Consider the following 20,579-nt stretch of genomic DNA (forward strand, 5'->3'; position numbering starts at 1 on the left):
TTAGCCTTTCGCGCCCTGTGTGGGGACTACGGGCCACTGGGCGTCGTCGGCAATGCGACGGCTTTCCCGCGGGCACTCCAGCTTGCCGGGAGTCTGGTCCACGAGTTCAGGCTTGGCCAGGCCCCGGTAGTCGCCGGTCAGAATCACGTCCACGCTGGCATCGGAGCGCCCGTCCTGGAAGTAGTCCGAACCGGGCAGGTTCCGTTGCACGGTGAAAGCCGCGGCCTGGCCGGCGGCGCCGGACACAATGGCGGCCACGCCACGGTAGCCGGTTTCGACGTTGCCGACCTTGCCCACTGCGAATTTGCGGACGGTGAACTCGTTGGCTGCTGACCTCGCCAGCCCGCCCCTGGTCGTGGCATTGAGGACGTTGACCTTGACCTTGGCGTTCGGCGTGTAATCGAAGGTCGTGGCCGGGCACGCGGACGTCTGGGCCGGGCTCTCGTCGGTCCCGGGAAGCTTGATCTGCCCCTTCATGACGGCCACGGCTCCCATGACGCCCGTGACGATCAGCCCGAGGAGCATCATCAGCACCACGCCGTGCAGGATCTTCCGGCGCAGCTTTGCCGAGTGGTCAGCGGGGTCGTCGTCGGCCACGAGGGTGGCACGGAGCTCTGGACCAGTGATGACACGGTGTCCGTGCAGAACCGTGACGTCCTTGGGTTTCTTAGCCATCGATCACCAGCACCCGGGCGTGGATTGCGGTGCGCTGGTGGAGCGCCGTCCGGACAGCCCGGTGAAGGCCGTCCTCGAGATAGAGCGTTCCTTTATATTGCACAACGTGCGGGAAAAGGTCTCCGAAAAAGGTGGAGTCTTCGGCCAGCAGGGCTTCGAGGTCCAGCGTCCGCTTGGTGGTCACAAGTTCATCCAGCCGCACGGGCCGGGGAGGCAGCGCTGCCCAGTCCTTGGGCGTGCTGTAACCATGGTCGGGGTAAGGGCGTCCCTCGCCCACAGCTTTGAATATCACGTTGCAAGCGTAAGCATGTTGCCTGTTCTAGGGAATGTGGATCGGGTCGCGGACCGAGGTTGTAGCCAAACAGTAACCATGAGTCACATCCGCGGCACTTGTGCCTGCCTGGGACTCCGCACTGGCGGCGGCTGACAGAATGGAACCATGACTGTACCTACAGCGAATGCTGCCGCGGGCTTCACCGCCCACACGCCCTCGGCACCCGCCCTGGCCCTGCTCCTGGACGTCGATGGCCCGGTGGCCAGCCCTGTCACCAGGGACGTCAAGCCGGAGATCATCGCGGACCTGGTGGCCCTCGCCAACGCCGGAATACCAGTCATTTTCAACACCGGGCGCTCGGACGCCTTCATCCGCGAGCAGGTGATGGAGCCGATGATCGCGGCGGGCATGCCAGGCAGAACCCTGATACATGCCATTTGCGAAAAGGGCGCCGTCTGGTTCAGCTACACCTCCGCCGGGGCCGGACCGATCCACGTGGACCGCGAACTGGCTGTTCCCGCCGCCTACGGTGACGACATCCGGAGGATGGTGGCTGAGGACTACTCCTCGCACATGTTCTTCGACGAGACCAAGCGCGCCATGGTCTCGGTCGAACAGCACATCAAGGTGCCGAACAGCGAGTACCTCGCCGAGCAGCGGCTCTTCGACGCCGAAGCCATGGAGCTGATGCAGCGGCACGGCCTGGGCGTCGTTCGCCTGGACCACCACGCACCCAATTCCGACGACGAGATCGACTACCGCGTGGACCCCACGATTATTTCCACAGACATCGAATCAGTGCGGCTCGGCAAGGACCTGGGCGCAAGCCGGGCCGTGGAGCTGCTGGCAGCACAGGGCATCACGCCGCAGGCCTGGCGGACCGTAGGTGATTCGCGCACGGACTATGCCATGGCCGACTGGCTGCACCACAATGACCACGCGGTCAAGCATGTGGATGTCCGGCCCGCCGATGGTGTGCCGGACAAGCCCTACGATATTCTTACGGCCGAAGACCTCGGCATGGATGCGACGGTTATCCACGACGACGCCGGAGCGGCATTTCTCCGCAGCTGGCGTGAGGCATTGGCGGGCTGAGCCCGCTGCCGCCGCTTCGCGCCATGCCGCGCCCCACCGGCAACTTTCCTTGCAGTTTTTTTTGCAGGACTATCATGCAAGTAAGAGCCCACCCCTAGCAGCACGGAGAATCACCATTACAGACGTAACGGTTCAGGATGACATCTACTATGGCGGACAGACTTCCGAGGACGTGCCCGTACTTGCGGAAGTAACATCGCCGGCTGCTGTTGCGCGCCTCAAACACCGGCCGGACGTGGTCCGCACCTCAGGCCGGTATGCCCTGATCAACAAGAACCGGACGCCGTACCAGGCCATGGTGGAGGACCTGCTCTTCCTCCGGAACGTGCTGGCGCAGGCCGGCCTGGATTACCTGCTGGTCCGCGGCAACAACGACCGCCCGGTTATTGCGCTGGACTGGAAAAACCGCAAGAAGCTGCGCGCTGCCCTTGTGGACGCGTGCCGCAATGAGCCTTTCTACTCCATGACCGTGGATGCCAAGAAGAAGACGTCGGTGCTCGTGGCCGACGGAGAGCTCTCCACGAACCGTCAGTCCAGAATCTTCAGGCTGTACAGGCCGCGGGTGGAGCCTAACGGCGGCTTCGAGTTCGGCGCTTCAGCCGGCGTGCAGGTGGAGCTCTGGAGCTTCGAAGACGACGAGGTGATCCTGCCGATCGAGAATTCCCTGACCCGGCGGACCATGCTGGCCCAAGACGCCGTGCGCGGAACTGTCGAACGGTACGGGCACACCTGGCCCACTATCGAGAATATGTTCGCTGACCACGCAAGTGACATCAGCTTCGACATCGACCTGGTTTTCTCGTGGGTGGACGGCACTTCTCCCGAATACATCGCAGCACGCCGGGCGCGCCAGGCCACTGCCGTGCTCGGGGAGGGCGACGACCATGAAGCACGCTACCGGCAGATCAACGAACTCAAGTACGCACTCCGGTCCGTTTACATGTTCGCACCATGGATCCGCCGCATCTTTATTGCCACGGACTCCCCCGCACCTGAATGGCTGGCTGACCACCCGTCCGTGACGATTGTCCGGAGTGAAGAGTTCTTCGCCGATCCCTCCGTGCTGCCTACACACAATTCCCAGGCTGTGGAATGCCAGTTGCACCATATCGAAGGCCTGTCGGAGCACTTCCTGTACTCCAACGATGACATGTTCTTCGGCCGTCCCGTGGGGCCCGACATGTTCTTCACGCCCGGCGGCATCACGAAGTTCATCGAGGCGGAGACCCGCATCGGCCTCGGCGAGAATGCGGCCGAGCGCAGCGGCTTCGAGAATGCCGCCAGGGTGAACCGAAAGCTCCTCTGGAACCGGTTTGGCCGGATCACTACGCGTCACCTGGAACACACGGCTGCACCCCTGCGCCGCAGCGTCGTGGAGCAGATGGAGGAGGAATTCCCGAGCGAATTTGCCAAGACTGCTGCCAGCACCTTCCGCGCAGCGGACAACATCTCGGTGACCAATTCGTTCTACCACTATTACGCGCTGCTAACCGGCCGCGCTGTCACCCAGACCGCCGCCAAGGTCAGGTACGTGGACACCACACTGCGTGCGGGGCTCAACTACCTGCCCAAGCTGCTCGCAAAGCGGAACATGGATTTCTTCTGCCTCAATGACGGCAGCTTCCCGGAGGTTCCCGCTGGGGAAAGGGCCGATCTGGTCACCGAATTCCTGGAGAAGTACTACCCAATCAAGGCACCCTGGGAGAAGTAAATACCCTAAGCCAAAGCCCCCCGCAGTCATGACTGCGGGGGGCTTTGGCTTAAGGCTAGTTTCGTGTAAGAATCGGCCGGTTCGCCCGCTCGGGAATCCGGATACCCGCAGCAGCCAGACGCCGCTCCGTTTCCTCGGGGGTGACGTATTCCCCCACGGTCGGTGTGCTTCCCAGCGGCACCACGGAATGCACAATGGTGTGCTCGTAGACGTGCACGAGGTTGAAGGCCTGCCCGCCGTCACGCCCGCGGGTTCCTCCCACCGGAACGTTCAGGTCCTGGGTGTAGCACGTGGCAGAGGCAACCGACACAGGGATGCCGGCGAAGCTCGCCGTCGTCGAGTAGTGCAGGTGCCCGGCCAAAATGGTGCGGACGTCCGAGTTGCGGACCACGGCCTCCAAGGAAGCCTGGTCACGGAGCTCCACCAGCACGGACAGGTCCAGTACCGACGGTACCGGCGGATGGTGCAGCGCCAGGATGGTGCCGTCGGGGGCGGGCGTTTCCAGCTGCGCGGCCAGCCAGTCCAGCTGGTCGCCGCTGAGTTCGCCGTGATGGTACCCAGGCACGGACGTGTCCATGGTGATGACCCGCAGGCCGTTGATGTAATAGCTGTGGTCCACCGGGTCGTCATTGCCCGGCTGGTCCAGCAGGCCCGCCCTGAAATTCGCGCGGTTGTCGTGGTTTCCCATGGCCCAGATGACTTTGGCGCCGAGGTCCCTGCACGCCGGGTCAACGATCGCGCGGAGTTTGGCGTAAGCCTCGGGGTCTCCCTTGTCCGCCAGGTCGCCGGTGAAAATCACGGCTTCCGGGCGGGCGCCTGATGCCTGGACTTCATCGAAGAGCTGGATCAGGCGGGCTTCGCTGTCAACAGCGCCATACAGTGGGTCCGGACCTCCCAACAAATGGGGGTCGCTCAGGTGGAGTAGAAAATGACGTGGCCTCGGGTGCTCGGCCTCGATGAGCTCCATTGCTGCCTTCGCGGTAGTTAGGAAGCGGGGTACTTCCAGTGTCCCTCTCAGTACGCTCCATCCAACCAGACAAAAAGCAAACTGTGGGGAAACTGCAGTTGGCATGTCGAAAAATTACGATGCCTACCGCTTACCTTGCTAACGCTCCTCGCTTTCGTTTCATCTATGCGGGCACCGGATGATGACCGCTTTGGAAGTGCCGCGGTTCCGGGATCACCGGAACAACGGCGGGGGCAGGCCGCCCCACGACTTTGCGTCCCGGGCCAAGGGAAATTGCCCTGGCGCTACGGGGAAATGTGACGGCCGGGGACCGTTGGCCCTGGCAGCGCGAGGGCTGCCCAGGCTCAAAACCGGCGGCCTCGGGTACGGCTCCGTCCTTGGACGTCAGCCGGATCCTTCGGAAGGACTGCACTTGGTGCTCCCTGGCCGGTTGCATGGTCGTCATTAATGACAACCGATATGTGCTCCGGTGCATTCCTTCGACCTCCTCACGGTTTGGTGAACAGCCGGACGGCGAACCCCGCCGCGCCGCTACGGCGCGGTTGTGGGGGCCGCCGTCACGGCTGTTTCTGTTCCTGCAGGTGCAGTTGCAGGAGCTGTTGAGCCAGGGACAGCTGTTGGCACAGGCGTTGCTGCGGGCGGGGCCGGCGGCGTCGGAGGGGCCGGGGGTGCAGGAGCTGGAGCGGGAGCCGGAGCAGGCGCGGGAGCGGGAGCCGGAGCAGGCGCGGGAGCGGGGGCCGGAGCAGGCGCGGGAGCGGGAGCCGGAGCAGGCGCGGGAGCGGGGGCCGGAGCAGGCGCGGGAGCCGGAGCAGGCGCGGGAGCCGGAGCGGGAGCCGGAGCAGGCGCGGGCTCGACAACAATTGCGGTGGGCGGATCCACCGGTGCGGGTGCCGGCTGAGTTGGGACGGGTTCAACATAGGGGTCCGGCGTCGGATCAACGGGAGGCGGACCAGGGGCGGGTTCGGGCAACGGCTCTACTGGTGCAGGATCCGGCTCGGTCGTCGCCGGCGGCTCAGTGGCCGGCGGCTCAGTCGTCGGCGGATCAGTCGTCTCCGGCGGATCAGTGGCCGGCGGATCAGTTGTTGCCGGCGGTTCAGTCGTCGGCGGATCAGTGGTCTCCGGCGGCTCAGTCGTTGCCGGCGGCTCGGTGGTCGTCGGCGGCTCGGTGGTCGTCGGAGGAGTGGTCGTTGTCGGCGGAGTGGTCGTTGTCGGGGGGGCCGTCGTTGCAGGCGGAGTCGAGGGGGCCGGCTTCGTCGACGGCGAGGGAGCGGGTTTGGACGTGGCCGTCGGTTCGGGTGCGATGGTCTGCAGCGGGCTGGAACTGGTCTGCGGGGTTGAAGCCCACGTTGCCGTCGAACTGGGCATCAGTGAGGGGCTAGACGGGCTCCAGGTGAACGGCCGGGCATCATAATAGGTGGAGGCCTCAGAGCTGCCGTCGCCGGTGTTCCCGCGAAGGAAGGGTATCGCCCAGCCCGCCAGATTGGCAGCAGCGGGATCGAAGCTGGTCATGACCGCCTGCTGCAGCGCATCTACCTGCCGGATGGGCAGCAGGGTCCACTTTGCTGGATCCTGGTGCTCCCCGTCCTCGATGACCTCGAAGTGGAGGTGGCACCCGGTGGACGATCCTGTGGTACCTACCTGAGCAATGACCTCACCCACACGCACTGCGTCGCCCTTGGCAACGGCCACGGACTGGAGGTGGTTATACGTGGTGATGATCCCGTTGCCATGGTCGATCTCTACCCTGTTGCCGCCGCCCCACGGATGCCATCCTGCGGCCCGGACAACACCGGAATCGGCTGCGTAGACACGGGTGCCGCATGCAGCGGCGAAGTCCTGGCCCCAGTGGAACTCACCGGATTCCCCCGTCAGGGGGTTATGCCGCAGGCCGAAGGAGGAACTCGGGTACAAAACCTCGAGCGGTGCCATGAGGAAACCTGCTCCTGGCCGCTTCAAGGCGGCGGATGCAACACCGGGGGACTGCGACTTGACCCTGCTCGTGGAGGCAACGCCTTTGGACGACGTCTCTACGATCGTCCGGCCAAACGGTACTTTGGCAACCAACTCCGCCACCGGACCGCTTACGGTGCGGCCCTCGGAAGTGCTGGCCGGGTCAAGCAGCGCAGGTCCCACGACGCCGGAAGGCGGAACCACGCGGACGGAAGCCTCGTCGAGGGCCCCTGCCGGAGTCTGGATGTGGCTGGCCGGCGATTGGAACCCGAACGCGAAAACGGAGAAGCCTACGACAACCGCCGCAGACAGGCTCCGCAAAGCGATTCGTCCGGGCCCGTTCGCCCTGGCGGTGTCTTGGTTTCCCCCATGTGTTGCCACAGAATTCTCCTGATGTAGGACCCGCCAACTCCTTGTCTCGACGAGCATGTCCTCCATTGTGGCCACACGTGAAGGCGCCGGGAAACCCCTAAAACTGGGGGGTGAATCCCTGTGCTTTATAGGTTTAACCCCCCCAAACGGGCACCCCGCATGGAGGGCCAGATCCTTCATTGCGGGCACGCAAACCGGCCGGCGGAAGGGCCCGCAAAATTGTGGTCCAGCTCTCAGTTAGGTGCGCGAGAATGGAGCATGCGCAATTTCCTCAGGGAATGGCAGGCGGAGGTCAGACGGACGCTGACGGGCAGCCCTTCTGCGCCGCCCGATTGGGCAGAGAAGTTCGCCCAGGGAAATGACCCGGGCTTTTATTTGCCCGGCTCCGCCGTCTGGACTGTCCATCGCGGGATGCCCACCATCGTCGCGGGCATCCGCTCGCTTCTGATGCAGACGCTGCACCCCGGGGTTATGGCCGGTGTCTATGAACACTCCCAATTCCATGACGACCCCCTCGGACGCCTTGCCCGGACGACGCGCTGGATCCATGCCGTCACGTACGGCTCCACGGCGGATGCCCGCTTAGTGACAGATTCCGTCCTCCGGATTCACGATTCGGTCCGCGGGCAGTACGTTGACGGGGGCGGAGCCACGCGTGACTATTCGGCGAACGATCCGGACTTACTCCGTTGGGTCCACGTCACGTTTACGGATTCCTTCCTCACCGCGCACAAGAAATGGGGCGGACCCATTCCGGGCGGACCCGACGCCTATGTCCGTGAATGGGCCCAGGCAGGGCGGCTGATGGGCGTCAGTTCACCGCCGCTCCGTGAAGCCGAGGTGGTCCGGGAATTGAACAACTGGTTCGCGACGGGTGCTTTGCGAGCGGACGAACGGGTTGCCGAGACCGTAGCCTTTATCCGGAACCCTCCCCTGCATCCATGGCTGATGCCTGGATACCGGGTGCTTTTCGCGGGTGCAGTGCTCAGCCTCGAGCCGCGGTACCGAGAGATGTTGGGGCTGCGGAAGGCACAGCTAGGTCCGCTGCCCCTGCCGGTGGGACTGGCAACAAGGGTGACTCTCGCCGTCGTACGCCTGGCGCTGGGCCGGATGGGACCCAGCGAACGTGCCGCTCGGCAGCGCCTTCGGCGGCTGGGGCTGGCGTAGCCGGCGCCGAATACCGGAAGAAAAAGAAAACCCGGTTCCGACAAAATCGGAACCGGGTTTCCGGTGGCGGAGAATGGGGGATTTGAACCCCCGAGGGCGTTAACCCAACACGCGTTCCAGGCGTGCGCCATAGGCCGCTAGGCGAATTCTCCAGCTGCTTCTGAATCAAAAGCAGATACTAGAATACCCGAACTTTCCGGCATCGCCCAATCGAGCGATGCGGTCTGCAATTTGCCCGCCTCCAAGCCCTCCTGCTGTTGCCCTCCACCTGCCCGCCCCTCGAGGGCTGCGCAGCCGCGACTTAGCTGCATCCCGCTGGCAGGATGGTGTCATGTCGCAGCTGCACGCCCTGGTCGTCTACGTTCCCGAGTCCCACGCCGAAGCCGTGCTGGCCGCCATCGGAGACGCCGGCGCCGGACGGCTGGGTGACTACTCGCATTGCTCGTTCACGTCGCCCGGCTTAGGCCGTTTCACCCCCTTGAGCGGCTCCCGGCCATTTATCGGAGCCGAAGGAGTTCCCGAGCAGGTGGCCGAACTGCGTGTGGAGTGCGTCGTCGCGGATGAAGTGCTCGACGCCGTCGTGCGTGCACTGCGCACGGCGCACCCCTATGAGGAGCCGGCCTTCATGAGCTGGCCGGTGAACGGACACCGGTAGCCGGCCACCCAACCGCCAACCGGGCCGATTCGGGGCACACCGAAATTTCAGGTAAAGTATCTGACGGCCCCTCATGTGGCGTCATCCTGTTGAACTCCCCCAGGACCGGAAGGTAGCAAGGGTAGGCGGGCTCTGGCGGGTGCATGGGGGGTCTTTTATGTCAGCCCCGATTGGTAGGGTTTTCCCTGTGACTGTTACTACCGCCCTTTACCGCAGATACCGTCCCGACTCGTTCGCAGACGTTATCGGGCAGGAACATGTCACGGAGCCGCTCATGACGGCCCTGCGTAAGAACCGCGTGAACCACGCCTACCTGTTCTCGGGTCCCCGTGGCTGCGGTAAAACCACGTCGGCCCGCATCCTGGCACGCTGCCTCAACTGCGCCAAAGGCCCTACAGATACCCCGTGCGGCGTGTGCCCCAGTTGCGTTGAACTGGCCCGCGGCGGTGCCGGATCCCTCGATGTCATCGAGATCGACGCCGCCAGCCACGGCGGCGTGGACGACGCTCGGGACCTTCGGGAACGGGCCACCTATGCCCCGGTGCGGGACCGCTACAAGATCTTCATCATCGATGAAGCCCACATGGTCACGTCCGCCGGATTCAACGCCCTGCTGAAAATCGTTGAAGAGCCGCCGGAACACATCAAGTTCATCTTTGCCACCACGGAGCCGGACAAGGTCATCGGGACGATCCGCTCCCGCACGCACCACTACCCGTTCCGGCTCGTGCCCCCGGAGCCGCTCCTGGCGTACCTCGAGCTTCTCTGCAACCAGGAAAACGTCCCGGTTGCGCCGGGTGTGCTCTCCCTGGTCATCCGCGCCGGGGCCGGTTCCGTCAGGGATTCGCTCTCGGTGCTGGACCAGCTCATGGCGGGTGCCGGTCCGAACGGCTTGGACTACGAGCTGGCCGTGGCGCTGCTCGGATACACCCATGCCTCGCTCCTGGACGATGTGGTCGAGGCCATTGCAGCCTCCGACTCGGCCACTGTCTTCCGGGCGGTTGACCGCGTCATCCAGACCGGTCACGATCCGCGCCGCTTTGTGGAAGACCTCCTAGAGCGCTTCCGTGACCTCATCATCGTCCAGGCCATGCCCGAGAGCGCCCAGTCCATTCTTCGTGGCATGCCCGCCGACCAGATCGCCAGGATGCAGAGCCAGTCGCACAACCTGGGCGCGGCGGAACTGTCCCGCGCGGCGGACGTCACCAACACCGCGCTCACCGAGATGACGGGAGCCACGTCGCCCCGGCTGCATCTCGAACTGTTGTGCGCCCGCATCCTGCTGCCAAGCTCCGAACAGACCGAACGCGGAATTGCCGCACGTATTGACCGTGTGGAGCGGAGACTGAATTACGCGGGGAACGAACCCGACGTCCCTACGGCCACCCCTGTTTCCGCAGCCCCTGTTCCCGCAGCGCCTGTGCCTCCTGCCCCTGTTGCCCCTGCGCCTTCCGCGGCACCCGCTGCCGCGGCTTCTGCCGTTGATTCTGCTCCGCGGCCGGCGCCTTCCCCGGCAGGGGCAGCTCACGGAGCTCCTCCATCTGGCGCCGAGATGCCCGGCACAGGGCCATCGGGCCCCGCGGCCCAGCTGCCCGCGCAGCGGGAGCCCATCTCCGCGCCACGGATCAGCACCACCGACTGGCCAGTTGACGAACCGCAGTCCGGCCCCCGCCGACCCTCCGCCGATGAGGTTCGCACCGGCGGACCCGAGTCCACGCCTCCCGTTCAGCCGGCGCCCGTACGGCCTGCGCCAGCTCAGGACGCCCGGCCGGCTCCAGCCGCGGCAGCCCCCGGCGCACCCCGTCCCGCGCAGCCGGCGTCCCCGGGTGGCGGCTCCGACGTCGAAGTGCTCCGCCGCGCCTGGCCCGAGATCCTGCAGACCCTCACCAAGATCAAGCGCAGCACGTGGGCCCTGGTCGAGCCGAACGCCCAGGTCGGCCAGTTCGACGGCCAGGTCCTGACGCTGGTCTTCACGACGCCCGGACTGGCCGGCGCGTTCGGGCGTGCCGACCATTCCGAGAACCTGCGGCAGGCCATCCACAAGACCATAGGCATCGACTGCCAGATCACCGCCACAGCAGGCGGATCCAACAGCGCAGCGAGCTCTGAGCCAAACCCAAAAGGTCCTATTAGCCGGGATATACCGGCTACCACGACGGACGCGGACTGGGGCCTGGCCCCTGCCGGGCCCGACACCGGACAGGCACCGGCACCGGCTCACCGGCAAGAGCAGGCCCCCGCGCCTCAGGCGGCCTCTCCGCAGATGCCTGTTCCCCCGGCAGCCCCTGGCCAGACTGTCAATACCGCAACCGGGTCAGGCCGGCCAGGGCAGCCGTCAGTCATGACGCCCGGCCGCGGCCACGACGGCAACGCGGACATCCAGCCCTCCACGCCTTCCGTGGGCGCTCCCCTCGGGCCCTCAGCTCCCCTGCAGTCCGGTGATCCAGGGCAGTCCGGCGATCCGGGGCAGCGCGCAGATCCCGGGCAGCTAGCCGATGCGGGACAGACCTATTCGTACTCCTATCCGGACGACGACTGGGGCCCGCCGCTCGATGAAGATGCGCCGCCGCTGGACGAAGAACCGCCAGCTGACTGGGAGCCCCCGGCCCCGCGTGAGCCACGCAGCGAGCCTTCACCGGCGGCCGCTTCCCGCCCAGCTGCCCAGTCCGCCGCGCCTGTCCAGGCGGCCGCCCCTGCCCGGGCCGCCGCCCCGGCCGGCGGGCCAGCCCGTCCGGTCGGGGACACGTCAAGCGACCCGTGGTCGCGCGCCGTTGAACAGGCGCCTGGAGTGTGGGCCCTGGGCTCGGAAACCAACGTCGGCAAATACCTGAGCGAGGCGGGCGACCAAGCCGGGCAGGAACCCCCGGCGCCGGCCGCACCCCACTATGAGCCAGCGGCTGCCCAGGTTCCGCCCTCAGCACAGCCGCGGGTTCCGGACCCTGCAGGTACTTCCCGCCCGTCCCAGGTACAGGCAGAAGAGCACACTCACCGCCCCGTACCCGGGCAGCCGGCAGCGCCCGAGCCGGACACCGCCGATTTCGCTCCCGCCTATGCCATGGCCTCTGCGCCGGCGGCGGGATCAGGCGGGGCCGGGTTTGCAGTTGGCGCCGTGCCCTCTGCGAAGCCCCAGCTGGCGCCGACCCGGGTGACCGCACTGGGTTCTCCACCGGCGGGGGCGCCCGGCGCAACGCAGGGCACGGCAGCTGTGGCAGCTCCGTCACCCACCGGCAACGGCAAGCTGAGCCTGTACCAGCGATTGTCGAACAGCCCGGAGGCTGAAGCGGGGCGGGCCAAGGCCCCCGCCCGCCAAGCAGAGCCCACGGCCTCCTACGCACAGGACATCCCCAGCGCGGATGACGAAACCATCGAGGAATCAGGCGTGTTTGGCCGGGCTGCGGTTGAGCGTATTCTGGGCGGAAAGCTGATCGAGGAACGGTCGCTGGACGGAAGTCCTCTGCTGCCCCGCTAGCAAGACCGAACGGGTTCCGGCCATGCGGCAGCGGCCGGCGCCTGCAAGGGAATCGGAAGCCCATACCGTCGGCAGGCACGGCAACCGGGCCGTACGTCAGCAACCCACGATGTTGACCAGGCACGACGTTGGCCAGCACGGCCGGTAATCATCCAACCAGGTAATCGAGGACATTGTGTACGAGGGTGCAGTTCAGGAACTGATCGACGAGCTCGGACGCCTGCCCGGCGTCGGGCCCAAGTCGGCTCAGCGGCTGGCCTTCCACATCCTGGAGGCCGACCCCGAGGACATGAAGCGCCTTGTGCGGGCCATCACCACTGTCAAGGAACGCGTGAAGTTCTGTACGGTCTGTGGCAACGTGACGGAGCAGGAGCTCTGCAATATCTGCCGGGACTCCCGCCGGGACCCGACCGTTATCTGCGTGGTGGAGGAGTCCAAAGACGTCCTCGCCGTGGAACGGACGCGCTCTTTCCGCGGCAGATACCACGTGCTCGGAGGGGCCATAAATCCGATCGCCGGCGTCGGCCCCGAACAGCTGCGGATCCGTGAACTCCTGACCCGTCTCAACGACGGCGCCATCCAGGAAATCATCATCGCCACCGACCCCAATCTTGAGGGCGAGGCGACGGCGACCTATCTGGCCCGGATGCTCAAGTCCATCGGCATCACCGTGACCCGGCTGGCCTCCGGGCTCCCCGTCGGCGGCGACCTGGAGTATGCCGATGAGGTCACACTGGGCCGCGCTTTCGAGGGCCGGCGCAACGCTCTCAGCTGATCAGAGGCCGCCGGCGGGCCAGTCCCGGAGCACCTTCGGGACCGGAATCGGTCACAATTAAACGCCCGGCGGAGGGCGGCGATAAACTGTCAACATCAGTTACGCCGTCGAGCCGCAAGGCCGCCTGGCCTCCAGAACTCCGATTTGATCCAGTGAGGGTGCACGCATGAGTATGCCCAGTACCGATGTGAAGACCGAACCGCAGCTGCAGGAGCTGACCGTCAACCCGGCATCGACCGCCCAGCTCATTGTGCAAAAATTCGGCGGGTCATCGGTAGCCGACGCTGACGGCATCAAGCGGGTTGCCCGGCGCGTCGTCGACGCGCAGAAGGCCGGCAACGAGGTTGTTGTTGTGGTTTCGGCCATGGGTGACACCACCGACGAACTGTTGGACCTCGCCGCGCAGGTCACCGACTCCGCTCCGGCGCGCGAAATGGACATGCTCCTTTCCGCCGGTGAGCGCATTTCCATGGCACTGCTGGCCATGGCCATCAACAAGTTCGGAGCCTCCGCCCAGTCCTTTACGGGCTCCCAGGCCGGCATGATCACGGATGGCATCCACGGCAAGGCACGGATCATCGACGTGGATCCGCACCGCATCAGGACCGCCCTCGACAAGGGGCACATTGCCATCGTTGCCGGCTTCCAGGGCATGAGCCGCAGCACCAACGAGATCACCACCCTCGGCCGGGGCGGCTCAGACACCACGGCCGTTGCCCTTGCCGCAGCCCTGGACGCCGACGTCTGCGAGATCTACACGGACGTGGACGGCATCTACACGGCCGATCCGCGTGTGGTGCCGTCGGCCCAGAAGATCGACCGCATTTCCAGCGAAGAGATGCTGGAACTGGCCGCGTCCGGGGCCAAGATCCTCCACCTGCGGTGCGTCGAATATGCCCGCCGGTTCGGTGTGCCCCTGCACGTCCGTTCTTCATTCAGCCAGCACGAAGGCACGTGGGTCATGCCCGGTGCCGACGACAAGATCAAGACTCAAGAGGGAGTTGCCTTGGAGCAGCCAATCATCTCCGGTGTTGCACACGACCGTTCCGAAGCCAAGGTCACCGTGGTGGGCGTCCCGGACATTCCCGGAAAGGCCGCCGCCATCTTCCAGGTGATCGCGGACGCACACTCGAACATCGACATGATCGTGCAGAACGTCTCGACCCACGGGACCGGCCGGACGGACATTTCATTCACGCTCCCGATCGTCGATGGTGCGGATGCCCTTGCAGCCCTCCGTGCCGCCGAGGCAGAGATCGGGTTCGAGAGCATCGAGTACAACGAGCAGATCGGCAAGCTCTCCCTGATCGGCGCTGGCATGCGCTCCCACCCGGGTGTTTCCGCCACGTTCTTCAAGGCGCTGTCCGACGCCGGCATCAACATCAACATGATCTCCACGTCCGAGATCCGTATTTCGGTGGTGACCCACGCCGACCTCCTGGACGAGGCAGTGCGCGTCATCCACAGGGCCTTCGACCTCGACAGCGAAGCAGAGGCCACCGTTTACGGCGGCACGGGCCGCTAAGGAACGGGCACAGCACATGGAAGCGGCCGCCCGCCTGGCAAAACCAGGCTGGCGGCCGCTTTCGTGTCTGCCTATTCGAGGTACTTCAGGTCACTCTTGCGAATTGCGTAGTGGTGGCCCTCGGAATCGGTCTCGACTTCGAACTGTGCCAGGTCTTCCTCCGAGGCGTGCTCGAAGTCGTCATGCCGGTGAACCACGGGCGCTGCGTTGTCGCCTACGGAGGCGGGGCCGAATACGAACCGAAGCCTGTCGGTCAGGTTCATGAAACCAGTGAGTACATGTGCCACAAGTACCACCCCCTTCCCTGATCGAAGGTAGCGAGCATCTGCTCTTCGTAACTGCCAGTGCCCTTATTTTACGCCGGGCCGGCAGAAAAGGCCCCGGCCCCACGGCCCCGGGTAACCGTCGGGGCAAAGGGCCTAGCGGAGCGACTTATCGTCAGGATTACGGGGCACCACATACGTGCTCCCGTCAGGGCGGCGGACCGTTTCCCACTGCTGGGTTTCCGCCTCGCGCTGGGCCAGCAACCGGCGGTTTTCCTCGGTCATTTCGTGACTCAGGGAGCTCCGGTTCGCGGGGCCGAAAATCGCCCTTAGCTTGCCCGTTGCGCGCATGAACCTTTGTGTTGCGTTCTCTTGTGGCACAGTATCCACTTCTCCCTATCTCCTGCTGCCAGAATCAACGATACACTAATAATTAGTGCACTAACTATTGAAGGGACATCTATGAGCGCCTCCCGGAGCGAAGGAACGCCGCACATTGCCCCGGCCGGGGCAGCCCGGCGGACCTCGGTGATTGAGGCCGATGACGACCTCCTGCTGGAACGTCAATTGTGCTTCGCACTGACCGTCGCCTCCCGCAGCGTTGTTGGCGCGTACAAGCCGGTACTCGAGCGTTTGGGCCTGACACACCCCCAGTACCTGGTGATGCTGTGCCTCTGGGAATCCAGCCCGCGCACGGTGCGCGACATCAGCGAGGCACTCGCCCAGGAGCCCGCCACCATCTCGCCGCTCCTCCGGAGGCTGGAATCCGCCGGGCTGATTACGAGGCGGCGCGTCGAAGGCAACGAACGCGCCCTGGCTGTCGCCCTGACGCCGGCCGGCGCAGCACTGCGGCAACAGGCGACGTCCGTGCCGGGCACCATGATGGCCAAGCTCGGGCTGACCCGGGAACAGGTGGAGTCGCTGCACCGCACCATGATGGATCTCATTGCCGCCACCGCCGGCCCGCGGGCTTAGTAAACGAACGACGCCGGCACTCACCACCCGTGGTGAGTGCCGGCGTCGTTCTGGCTGGCATGCCTTCCCGGCGGGCCTGCCGGAGTTGCCGCCGCTACGGGGCGGCCACGGGCCGCACCGCCACTGGCGAGCGCACGGTGTTGTCCGATGATGCCCACGTCAACGAACCTGTGGCGTAGGTGTTCAGAGGGGCTCCGGCCGTGGTGAAGGTGACCGTGAACGTGGCACTCTCGCCCTCGCGGAGGGTCAGCACCGCCGGGCTGACTGTCGCCTGCACGCCCGGAACCTCAATGGTTGCGCGGTAGGTTCCCGCCTTGACCGCGGTAACAGTCCGGGTGACGGTCTGGCTGCCGGCCAGGGACCCAAGGGCCACGGAGGGCAGGTTGACATCCTTGGCGGCCACCGGCACCACACCCAGGTCAATGCCGAGGCCCTGCAGGAATCCGAACCAGTCAGCGAGCCCAGCGTCGTATACCAGGCCGGGCGATGCGAACCGGGAGGGATCCACATGCCCTGAGCCCTGGGCAAAGACGTCGTGAACCTTCGCTCCGTCCGCTCCCACAAGGTCATATGCCGTGGTCATGATGGCCGACTTCACAGCCGCCGGGGACCACTGCGGGTTCTTACCCAGCAGGAGCGCTGCCGATCCTGCAATGTGCGGCGCGGCCATGGACGTTCCCGAGAGGAAGCCGAAGGTCTCGCCCTTGAAGCCGATCGGCGAGACGGCTGCCAGGACAGCCACACCGGGTGCCGTGACATCGGGCTTCAGGAGATCGCCGTTGGATGCCAGCGTCGGGCCGCGGGACGAGAATTCGGCGATCTGCGGGACCGGGGGAAGCGGCGCCCCCGTGGTGTCTGTTGCCTTGAGGCTGGCGGTCAGGCCCGGATTCGCCGCGACCACGTCCTTGACCTTCGGATCGCCCACGTGGACGGTCGGAACACTGTGCAAGTCGGCATCCAGTGAGCCTGGAAGCAGGTTGACCAGCACCATGCCCACTCCGCCGGCACGCTCTACTTCAACGCTCTTGTCGACCCGGGGAATAATGCCGCGGTCACACACCACGATTTTTCCCGCAGCCTTGGCCGGATCGAGCGTGTTCGGAATGCACAGCGCCGCGTCCGCATCAGCGGCGGCGGCAGCCTTGACGGCGACTGCGAGGACGATCGGCTTCGCGGTGACCTCCGTGCTCATCACGCTCGCTCCGGCGAACTTCGCTCCGTCTGAGAGTTCAACGGTTCCACGGAGTGAGCTGTCGAACGTCGAAGCGGCAACGCTGGTCAGCCAAGGCCCGGCATGGTTAACCGTGCTGGGACCGGGGCCGGAATTGCCGCCCGACGCTGCCACGAAAACCCCGGCGGCGGCGGCGTTGAGGAAGGCGAGGGATACCGCGTCAATGGTCGTGGTGTTGTTGCCCGAGATCGAGAAATTGATCACGTCCACTCCATCGAGGATGGCGTCCTGGATGGCCCTGATGATGTCCGATTCCAGGCACCCGGTCGTTGCGGGGGTAGCGCCCTCCCAGCAGACTTTGTACACCGCAATCTTCGCCGCGGGGGCGACGCCCGAACTCGTGCCGAAATCACGTCCGCCTGCCGTCTGGGTCACGTCGCTGTTTCCGGCTGCCGTACTGGCCGTGTGCGAGCCGTGTCCGTTGACATCCAAGGGGGAGAAAAGCTCCTGCGGGGATCTCTGCTCGGGTGGAACAACAGCCTTGTAGGCCTGGTCGTAGTAGCGGGCACCAATGACCTTGCTGTTGCACTCCGTTCCCTCGAACCCGTCCCCGGCAACGCAATCGCCAACAAACGTGCCGCCGTTGGCCTTGCGCATGGCGATGACATTGCCCTGCAGGTGGAAGGGCCGGCCTATCTTTGGGCTTCCCGAGAGCGGGGGGACGGTGTCGCCCGCGAAGAACGGATTGTCCGGCGAATAGCCGGTGTCCAGGACGCCGACGACGACGCCCTTGCCGGCGTCATCCCTGCCGTCGAACTGCTGCTTCCAGACACCGTCCGGGCCGGGGAGACCGAGGAAATCGGTGCTGGAGTAGTCCGGCTTGCGCATCGTATCGGGAACCACGGCCAGCACACTTCTGTCACCGGCCAGCTGCTTGGCCTGTTCCGCGGACAGGGCGGCGCTGAAGCCGTTGACGGCCAGGGTGAAACTCTGGTCTATCTGCACGCCCTTGGCGGCGGCCGTTTGCCGCTGCTTGTACCTGAGGTGCGCGTCGTATTTGCGGGAGTTGGACCCGGAGGAGTCCAGCTTCTTGCCCTTCGGAACGGCCGTGCCCGGAAGGCCGGCCACGCCGCCCGAGTATGTGGCCAGCGGCTTGTCCTTGAGCATCACGATGTATCGTCCGTCGTCGAAAGCCGACTGGCCGTCGGACGGCCCGGGTGCGGCCGATGTGGGCGCGGCGAGCCCTTGGCCGAGGACCAAGGTGAGGCCGACGGCGAGCACGGCAGGCAGCCGCCTGCTGAGTTTAGGGCGGGAGGATTCTTGCTGGGTGGTCATTGGGGACATGCCTTCCTTGGTTCTTGGACCTGCAGACCTTCGGTCCCACGAACTGGACGCTCCGCCCCCCTAGGCGTCATCACTCTTTGGTTGTAGCCGCGCACCCGTCAATGTCAGAAAGATACCGCGGACGCCGCTAAGAATCGATACCCTTCCGTTAGCGATTGCCGGACACCGTTACCGGGCCGTTCCGGACCGCCGGATGGGCCGACGGTAGAATGGGAAAAACTTGAGGAGACCCGGCATGCGCAAGCAATTCATTTCTGTGCTGCTCGCCCTCGGAGTGCTGGGCGGCCTGGCTGCCTGCAGTCCGGATACCGGAACGGGGCAGCCCACTCCCGGAGCCACGAGCGCATCACCCGGCACCTCTGAACCCGGTACATCTGCGCCCGGCACCACAGCACCGGGCACCACACCCCCGGACGCCGAGACGACCGTGCCTGCCCCTGCTCCGTCCGCGCCCGCTCCGCTGCCTTCGGGGCCCGGAACCGGAGATGCCGAGCTCTCCATCGCCGTTAAGCCATCCGGGGACGGAACCGCCGTCAATTACACACTCGTCTGCAAGGCGGGCGCCCCGGTGGCCGAAAGCCAGCATCCGAGTGCCGCCGCGGCCTGTGCCGCCTTGAAGGAGAACCCCGCCGTCCTGAACCAGCCCGCACCCCGCAAGGACGTCTCGTGCACCCAGCAGTACGGCGGCCCCCAGGTAGCCACGGTCACGGGAGCTGTTGACGGCACCCCCGTAGAGAGTACTTTCATGCTGCGCAACGGCTGCGAAATTGGCGCCTGGAACGCCGCCAAGGACATCCTGGGGTCTGCCGGTGGGGCAGTTTAGGTCCGTGCCCTGCGTAACGCTCGAGATGCAGGATCACCCACTCGTTCTCCCGGCTGCCGACTGGCGGGACCGCGAAGCCGCCCATGCCGAACGGGTACGCCGCTACGCCGATCCCTACCTTGAGCGGCGCTCCGCCGGCAGGAAGCACCCGGTGGAGGACTTCCTCTTCACCTATTACACGCAAAAACCCGGCCAATTGCTGCGCTGGCATCCCGGTGACGGCGTCATTCTCGCCGGAACGGAAGCCGGCTCGCGCAGCACATGGAAGTTCTACCGCGCGCTCGACGCCGGCGAACTCGCCTTGCGCGGCCTGCCGCCCGGCCGCACCGCGGTCACGTTCGACCGCCCGGCGTTTTTGGCCGCGCGACGCGACGCCCTCATTTTTGCCCGGATCATCCTGGCGGGCACCGCCGCGCGTCCGGCGCAGTTCGGCTGCTTTGGCCTGCACGAATGGGCCATGGTGTACCGCCAAGACAAGTTTGAGCTGCGGCACGAATACCTGAAGCTGCGGCTGGGCGGCTCCCGCACGGACAAAGTGGTTGAAGAGAACCGGATCCGGTGTTCGCATTTTGACGCGTACCGTTTCTACACGCCGGATGCGCTGCCGCTGAACGAACTCACGCCCAGCAGGGAGAACCAACGGACCATGGAACAGCCAGGCTGCCTGCACGCCAACATGGACCTGTACAAGTGGGCCTACAAGCTTTCGCCAGCGCTGCCAAGCGAACTGGTGATGGACTGCTTTGAACTTTCATGGCGGGTGCGGGCCATGGACATGCAGGCCTCTCCCTATGATCTCGCCGACTGGGGCTATCCTCCGATCAGGATTGAGACGGCAGAAGGCAAGGCCACCTACGTTGAGCAGCAGCGTGCCTTCTCCGCAGAGGCGCAGATGCTGCGCGGCAGACTGCTGGCGGCGCTCGCTCCTCTCTTCGAGGACCTCGGCGAGGACGCTTCAGGAGGCCAGCAATGACCGGCGCCGGCGCCAATGCCCCCGGCCCGGATTCAGGCCTGGACCTGGACCTGACCGTCACCCTGACCGAGACGCCCGGAGGTCCGGAGTGGACCTTCAGCCTGGCCCGGCGGCCGGGACATCCCCCGGAATCGAATCTGCCGGACCCTGCGGGGGCGGTTGCCGCCGTCGAACGGTTCGGGGAAGGGATTTTCTTTCCCGTTCCGGGACCTCCCATGCTCTGCACGCAGCAGTACGGTGGCCCGCAGGTGGCCGTGGTCACCGGAACGTTCGGTGACCGGCAGGTGCACTCCCGGTTCTCCCTGACAGACGGCTGCGAAATTGCGCGCTGGCACGCACTCGCTCCGCTGCTGGGTGGGGTTTCCGGGTCCACCGGCGCAGTCTAAGACAGCAGG

At 65.5% G+C, this 20,579-nt stretch carries 18 protein-coding genes, 1 tRNA gene, 1 other RNA gene and 1 pseudogene; 13 read left to right on the forward strand and 8 right to left on the reverse strand.

The genetic code is table 11. The annotated features are described in order from the left end of the window. Together AC5RUM_RS01155 and AC5RUM_RS01160 are read right to left on the reverse strand one after the other, a co-directional pair. On the reverse strand, positions 1-675 hold the full coding sequence (locus AC5RUM_RS01155; protein ID WP_494033219.1) for a LytR C-terminal domain-containing protein: 675 nt from the start codon (positions 673-675) through the stop codon (positions 1-3). After that, entirely contained in the window at positions 668-967 is a 300-nt protein-coding gene (locus tag AC5RUM_RS01160) for a type II toxin-antitoxin system VapB family antitoxin (protein WP_205651433.1), read from the reverse strand. Before AC5RUM_RS01160 ends, AC5RUM_RS01155 begins: the two co-directional genes overlap by 8 nt. Positions 968-1,114: 147 nt before the next feature. Between AC5RUM_RS01160 and AC5RUM_RS01165 the strand changes: the two genes are divergently transcribed. Both AC5RUM_RS01165 and AC5RUM_RS01170 read left to right on the forward strand, forming a co-directional pair. Further along, positions 1,115-2,044 carry a Cof-type HAD-IIB family hydrolase gene (locus tag AC5RUM_RS01165; protein ID WP_494033220.1) on the forward strand — a complete coding sequence of 310 codons (930 nt, stop codon included), beginning with the start codon at positions 1,115-1,117 and terminating at the stop codon, positions 2,042-2,044. Positions 2,045-2,216: 172 nt separating this feature from the next. After that, positions 2,217-3,755 carry a stealth conserved region 3 domain-containing protein gene (locus tag AC5RUM_RS01170; RefSeq protein WP_494033221.1) on the forward strand — a complete coding sequence of 513 codons (1,539 nt, stop codon included), beginning with the start codon at positions 2,217-2,219 and terminating at the stop codon, positions 3,753-3,755. A gap of 55 nt (positions 3,756-3,810) precedes the next feature. Here AC5RUM_RS01170 and AC5RUM_RS01175 read toward each other — a convergent pair whose 3' ends face one another. Next, positions 3,811-4,722: a phosphodiesterase gene (locus AC5RUM_RS01175; protein WP_494033222.1), complete on the reverse strand. Its 912-nt coding sequence runs from the start codon at positions 4,720-4,722 to the stop codon at positions 3,811-3,813. A gap of 1,015 nt (positions 4,723-5,737) precedes the next feature. Between AC5RUM_RS01175 and AC5RUM_RS01180 the strand changes: the two genes are divergently transcribed. Then, positions 5,738-6,133 (forward strand): hypothetical protein, encoded by a 396-nt coding sequence (locus AC5RUM_RS01180; protein WP_494033893.1) that lies wholly within the window; start codon positions 5,738-5,740, stop codon positions 6,131-6,133. A gap of 164 nt (positions 6,134-6,297) precedes the next feature. Here the strand turns inward: AC5RUM_RS01180 and AC5RUM_RS01185 are convergent. Then, positions 6,298-7,224: pseudogene (locus AC5RUM_RS01185) on the reverse strand (M23 family metallopeptidase); the annotation flags it as partial. A gap of 78 nt (positions 7,225-7,302) precedes the next feature. Here AC5RUM_RS01185 and AC5RUM_RS01190 point away from each other — a divergent pair. Beyond that, a complete protein-coding gene (locus AC5RUM_RS01190) occupies positions 7,303-8,211 on the forward strand; it encodes an oxygenase MpaB family protein (RefSeq protein WP_494033223.1) in 909 nt (302 codons plus the stop codon). A gap of 64 nt (positions 8,212-8,275) precedes the next feature. On the opposite strand, the gene AC5RUM_RS01195 is transcribed toward AC5RUM_RS01190, so the two are convergent. Beyond that, a tRNA-Ser gene (locus AC5RUM_RS01195) sits at positions 8,276-8,363 on the reverse strand. A 179-nt stretch (positions 8,364-8,542) separates the two neighbouring features. Between AC5RUM_RS01195 and AC5RUM_RS01200 the strand changes: the two genes are divergently transcribed. The 5 genes from AC5RUM_RS01200 to AC5RUM_RS01220 all read left to right on the forward strand — a co-directional run bounded on the left by AC5RUM_RS01200 (position 8,543) and on the right by AC5RUM_RS01220 (position 14,635). Continuing rightward, entirely contained in the window at positions 8,543-8,866 is a 324-nt protein-coding gene (locus AC5RUM_RS01200; protein ID WP_494033224.1) for a hypothetical protein, read from the forward strand. A gap of 62 nt (positions 8,867-8,928) precedes the next feature. Further along, an RNA gene (gene ffs / locus AC5RUM_RS01205) (signal recognition particle sRNA small type) lies at positions 8,929-9,025 on the forward strand. Then, positions 9,024-12,335 carry a DNA polymerase III subunit gamma and tau gene (locus AC5RUM_RS01210; RefSeq protein WP_494033225.1) on the forward strand — a complete coding sequence of 1,104 codons (3,312 nt, stop codon included), beginning with the start codon at positions 9,024-9,026 and terminating at the stop codon, positions 12,333-12,335. The genes ffs and AC5RUM_RS01210 overlap by 2 nt, the downstream gene beginning before the upstream one ends. A 175-nt stretch (positions 12,336-12,510) precedes the next feature. Next, on the forward strand, positions 12,511-13,110 hold the full coding sequence (gene recR, locus AC5RUM_RS01215; RefSeq protein WP_494033226.1) for a recombination mediator RecR: 600 nt from the start codon (positions 12,511-12,513) through the stop codon (positions 13,108-13,110). A gap of 166 nt (positions 13,111-13,276) precedes the next feature. Then, entirely contained in the window at positions 13,277-14,635 is a 1,359-nt protein-coding gene (locus tag AC5RUM_RS01220) for an aspartate kinase (RefSeq protein WP_400579815.1), read from the forward strand. 71 nt (positions 14,636-14,706) lie between these two features. Here the strand turns inward: AC5RUM_RS01220 and AC5RUM_RS01225 are convergent, their stop codons facing one another. After that, positions 14,707-14,898: a hypothetical protein gene (locus tag AC5RUM_RS01225; protein WP_494033227.1), complete on the reverse strand. Its 192-nt coding sequence runs from the start codon at positions 14,896-14,898 to the stop codon at positions 14,707-14,709. A gap of 156 nt (positions 14,899-15,054) precedes the next feature. Further along, positions 15,055-15,249, reverse strand: coding sequence for a hypothetical protein (locus AC5RUM_RS01230; protein WP_400579813.1), 195 nt, complete (start codon positions 15,247-15,249; stop codon positions 15,055-15,057). Between the two features lie 111 nt (positions 15,250-15,360). On the opposite strand from AC5RUM_RS01230, the gene AC5RUM_RS01235 reads away from it, so the two are divergent. Further along, positions 15,361-15,873: a MarR family winged helix-turn-helix transcriptional regulator gene (locus tag AC5RUM_RS01235; RefSeq protein WP_494033228.1), complete on the forward strand. Its 513-nt coding sequence runs from the start codon at positions 15,361-15,363 to the stop codon at positions 15,871-15,873. Positions 15,874-15,967: 94 nt separating this feature from the next. Here the strand turns inward: AC5RUM_RS01235 and AC5RUM_RS01240 are convergent, their stop codons facing one another. Beyond that, a complete protein-coding gene (locus AC5RUM_RS01240) occupies positions 15,968-18,379 on the reverse strand; it encodes a S8 family serine peptidase (RefSeq protein ID WP_494033229.1) in 2,412 nt (803 codons plus the stop codon). A gap of 244 nt (positions 18,380-18,623) precedes the next feature. On the opposite strand from AC5RUM_RS01240, the gene AC5RUM_RS01245 reads away from it, so the two are divergent. The 3 genes from AC5RUM_RS01245 to AC5RUM_RS01255 are packed head-to-tail and all read left to right on the forward strand — an operon-like array spanning position 18,624 to position 20,570. Continuing rightward, positions 18,624-19,211 carry an SSI family serine proteinase inhibitor gene (locus tag AC5RUM_RS01245; RefSeq protein ID WP_494033230.1) on the forward strand — a complete coding sequence of 196 codons (588 nt, stop codon included), beginning with the start codon at positions 18,624-18,626 and terminating at the stop codon, positions 19,209-19,211. A 25-nt stretch (positions 19,212-19,236) separates the two neighbouring features. Beyond that, entirely contained in the window at positions 19,237-20,184 is a 948-nt protein-coding gene (locus AC5RUM_RS01250) for a 3-methyladenine DNA glycosylase (protein WP_494033231.1), read from the forward strand. After that, positions 20,181-20,570 carry a serine protease inhibitor gene (locus tag AC5RUM_RS01255; RefSeq protein WP_494033232.1) on the forward strand — a complete coding sequence of 130 codons (390 nt, stop codon included), beginning with the start codon at positions 20,181-20,183 and terminating at the stop codon, positions 20,568-20,570. Before AC5RUM_RS01250 ends, AC5RUM_RS01255 begins: the two co-directional genes overlap by 4 nt. The last annotated feature ends 9 nt before the right edge of the window (positions 20,571-20,579 follow it).

It is taken from the genome of Arthrobacter sp. B2060 (assembly GCF_059090445.1).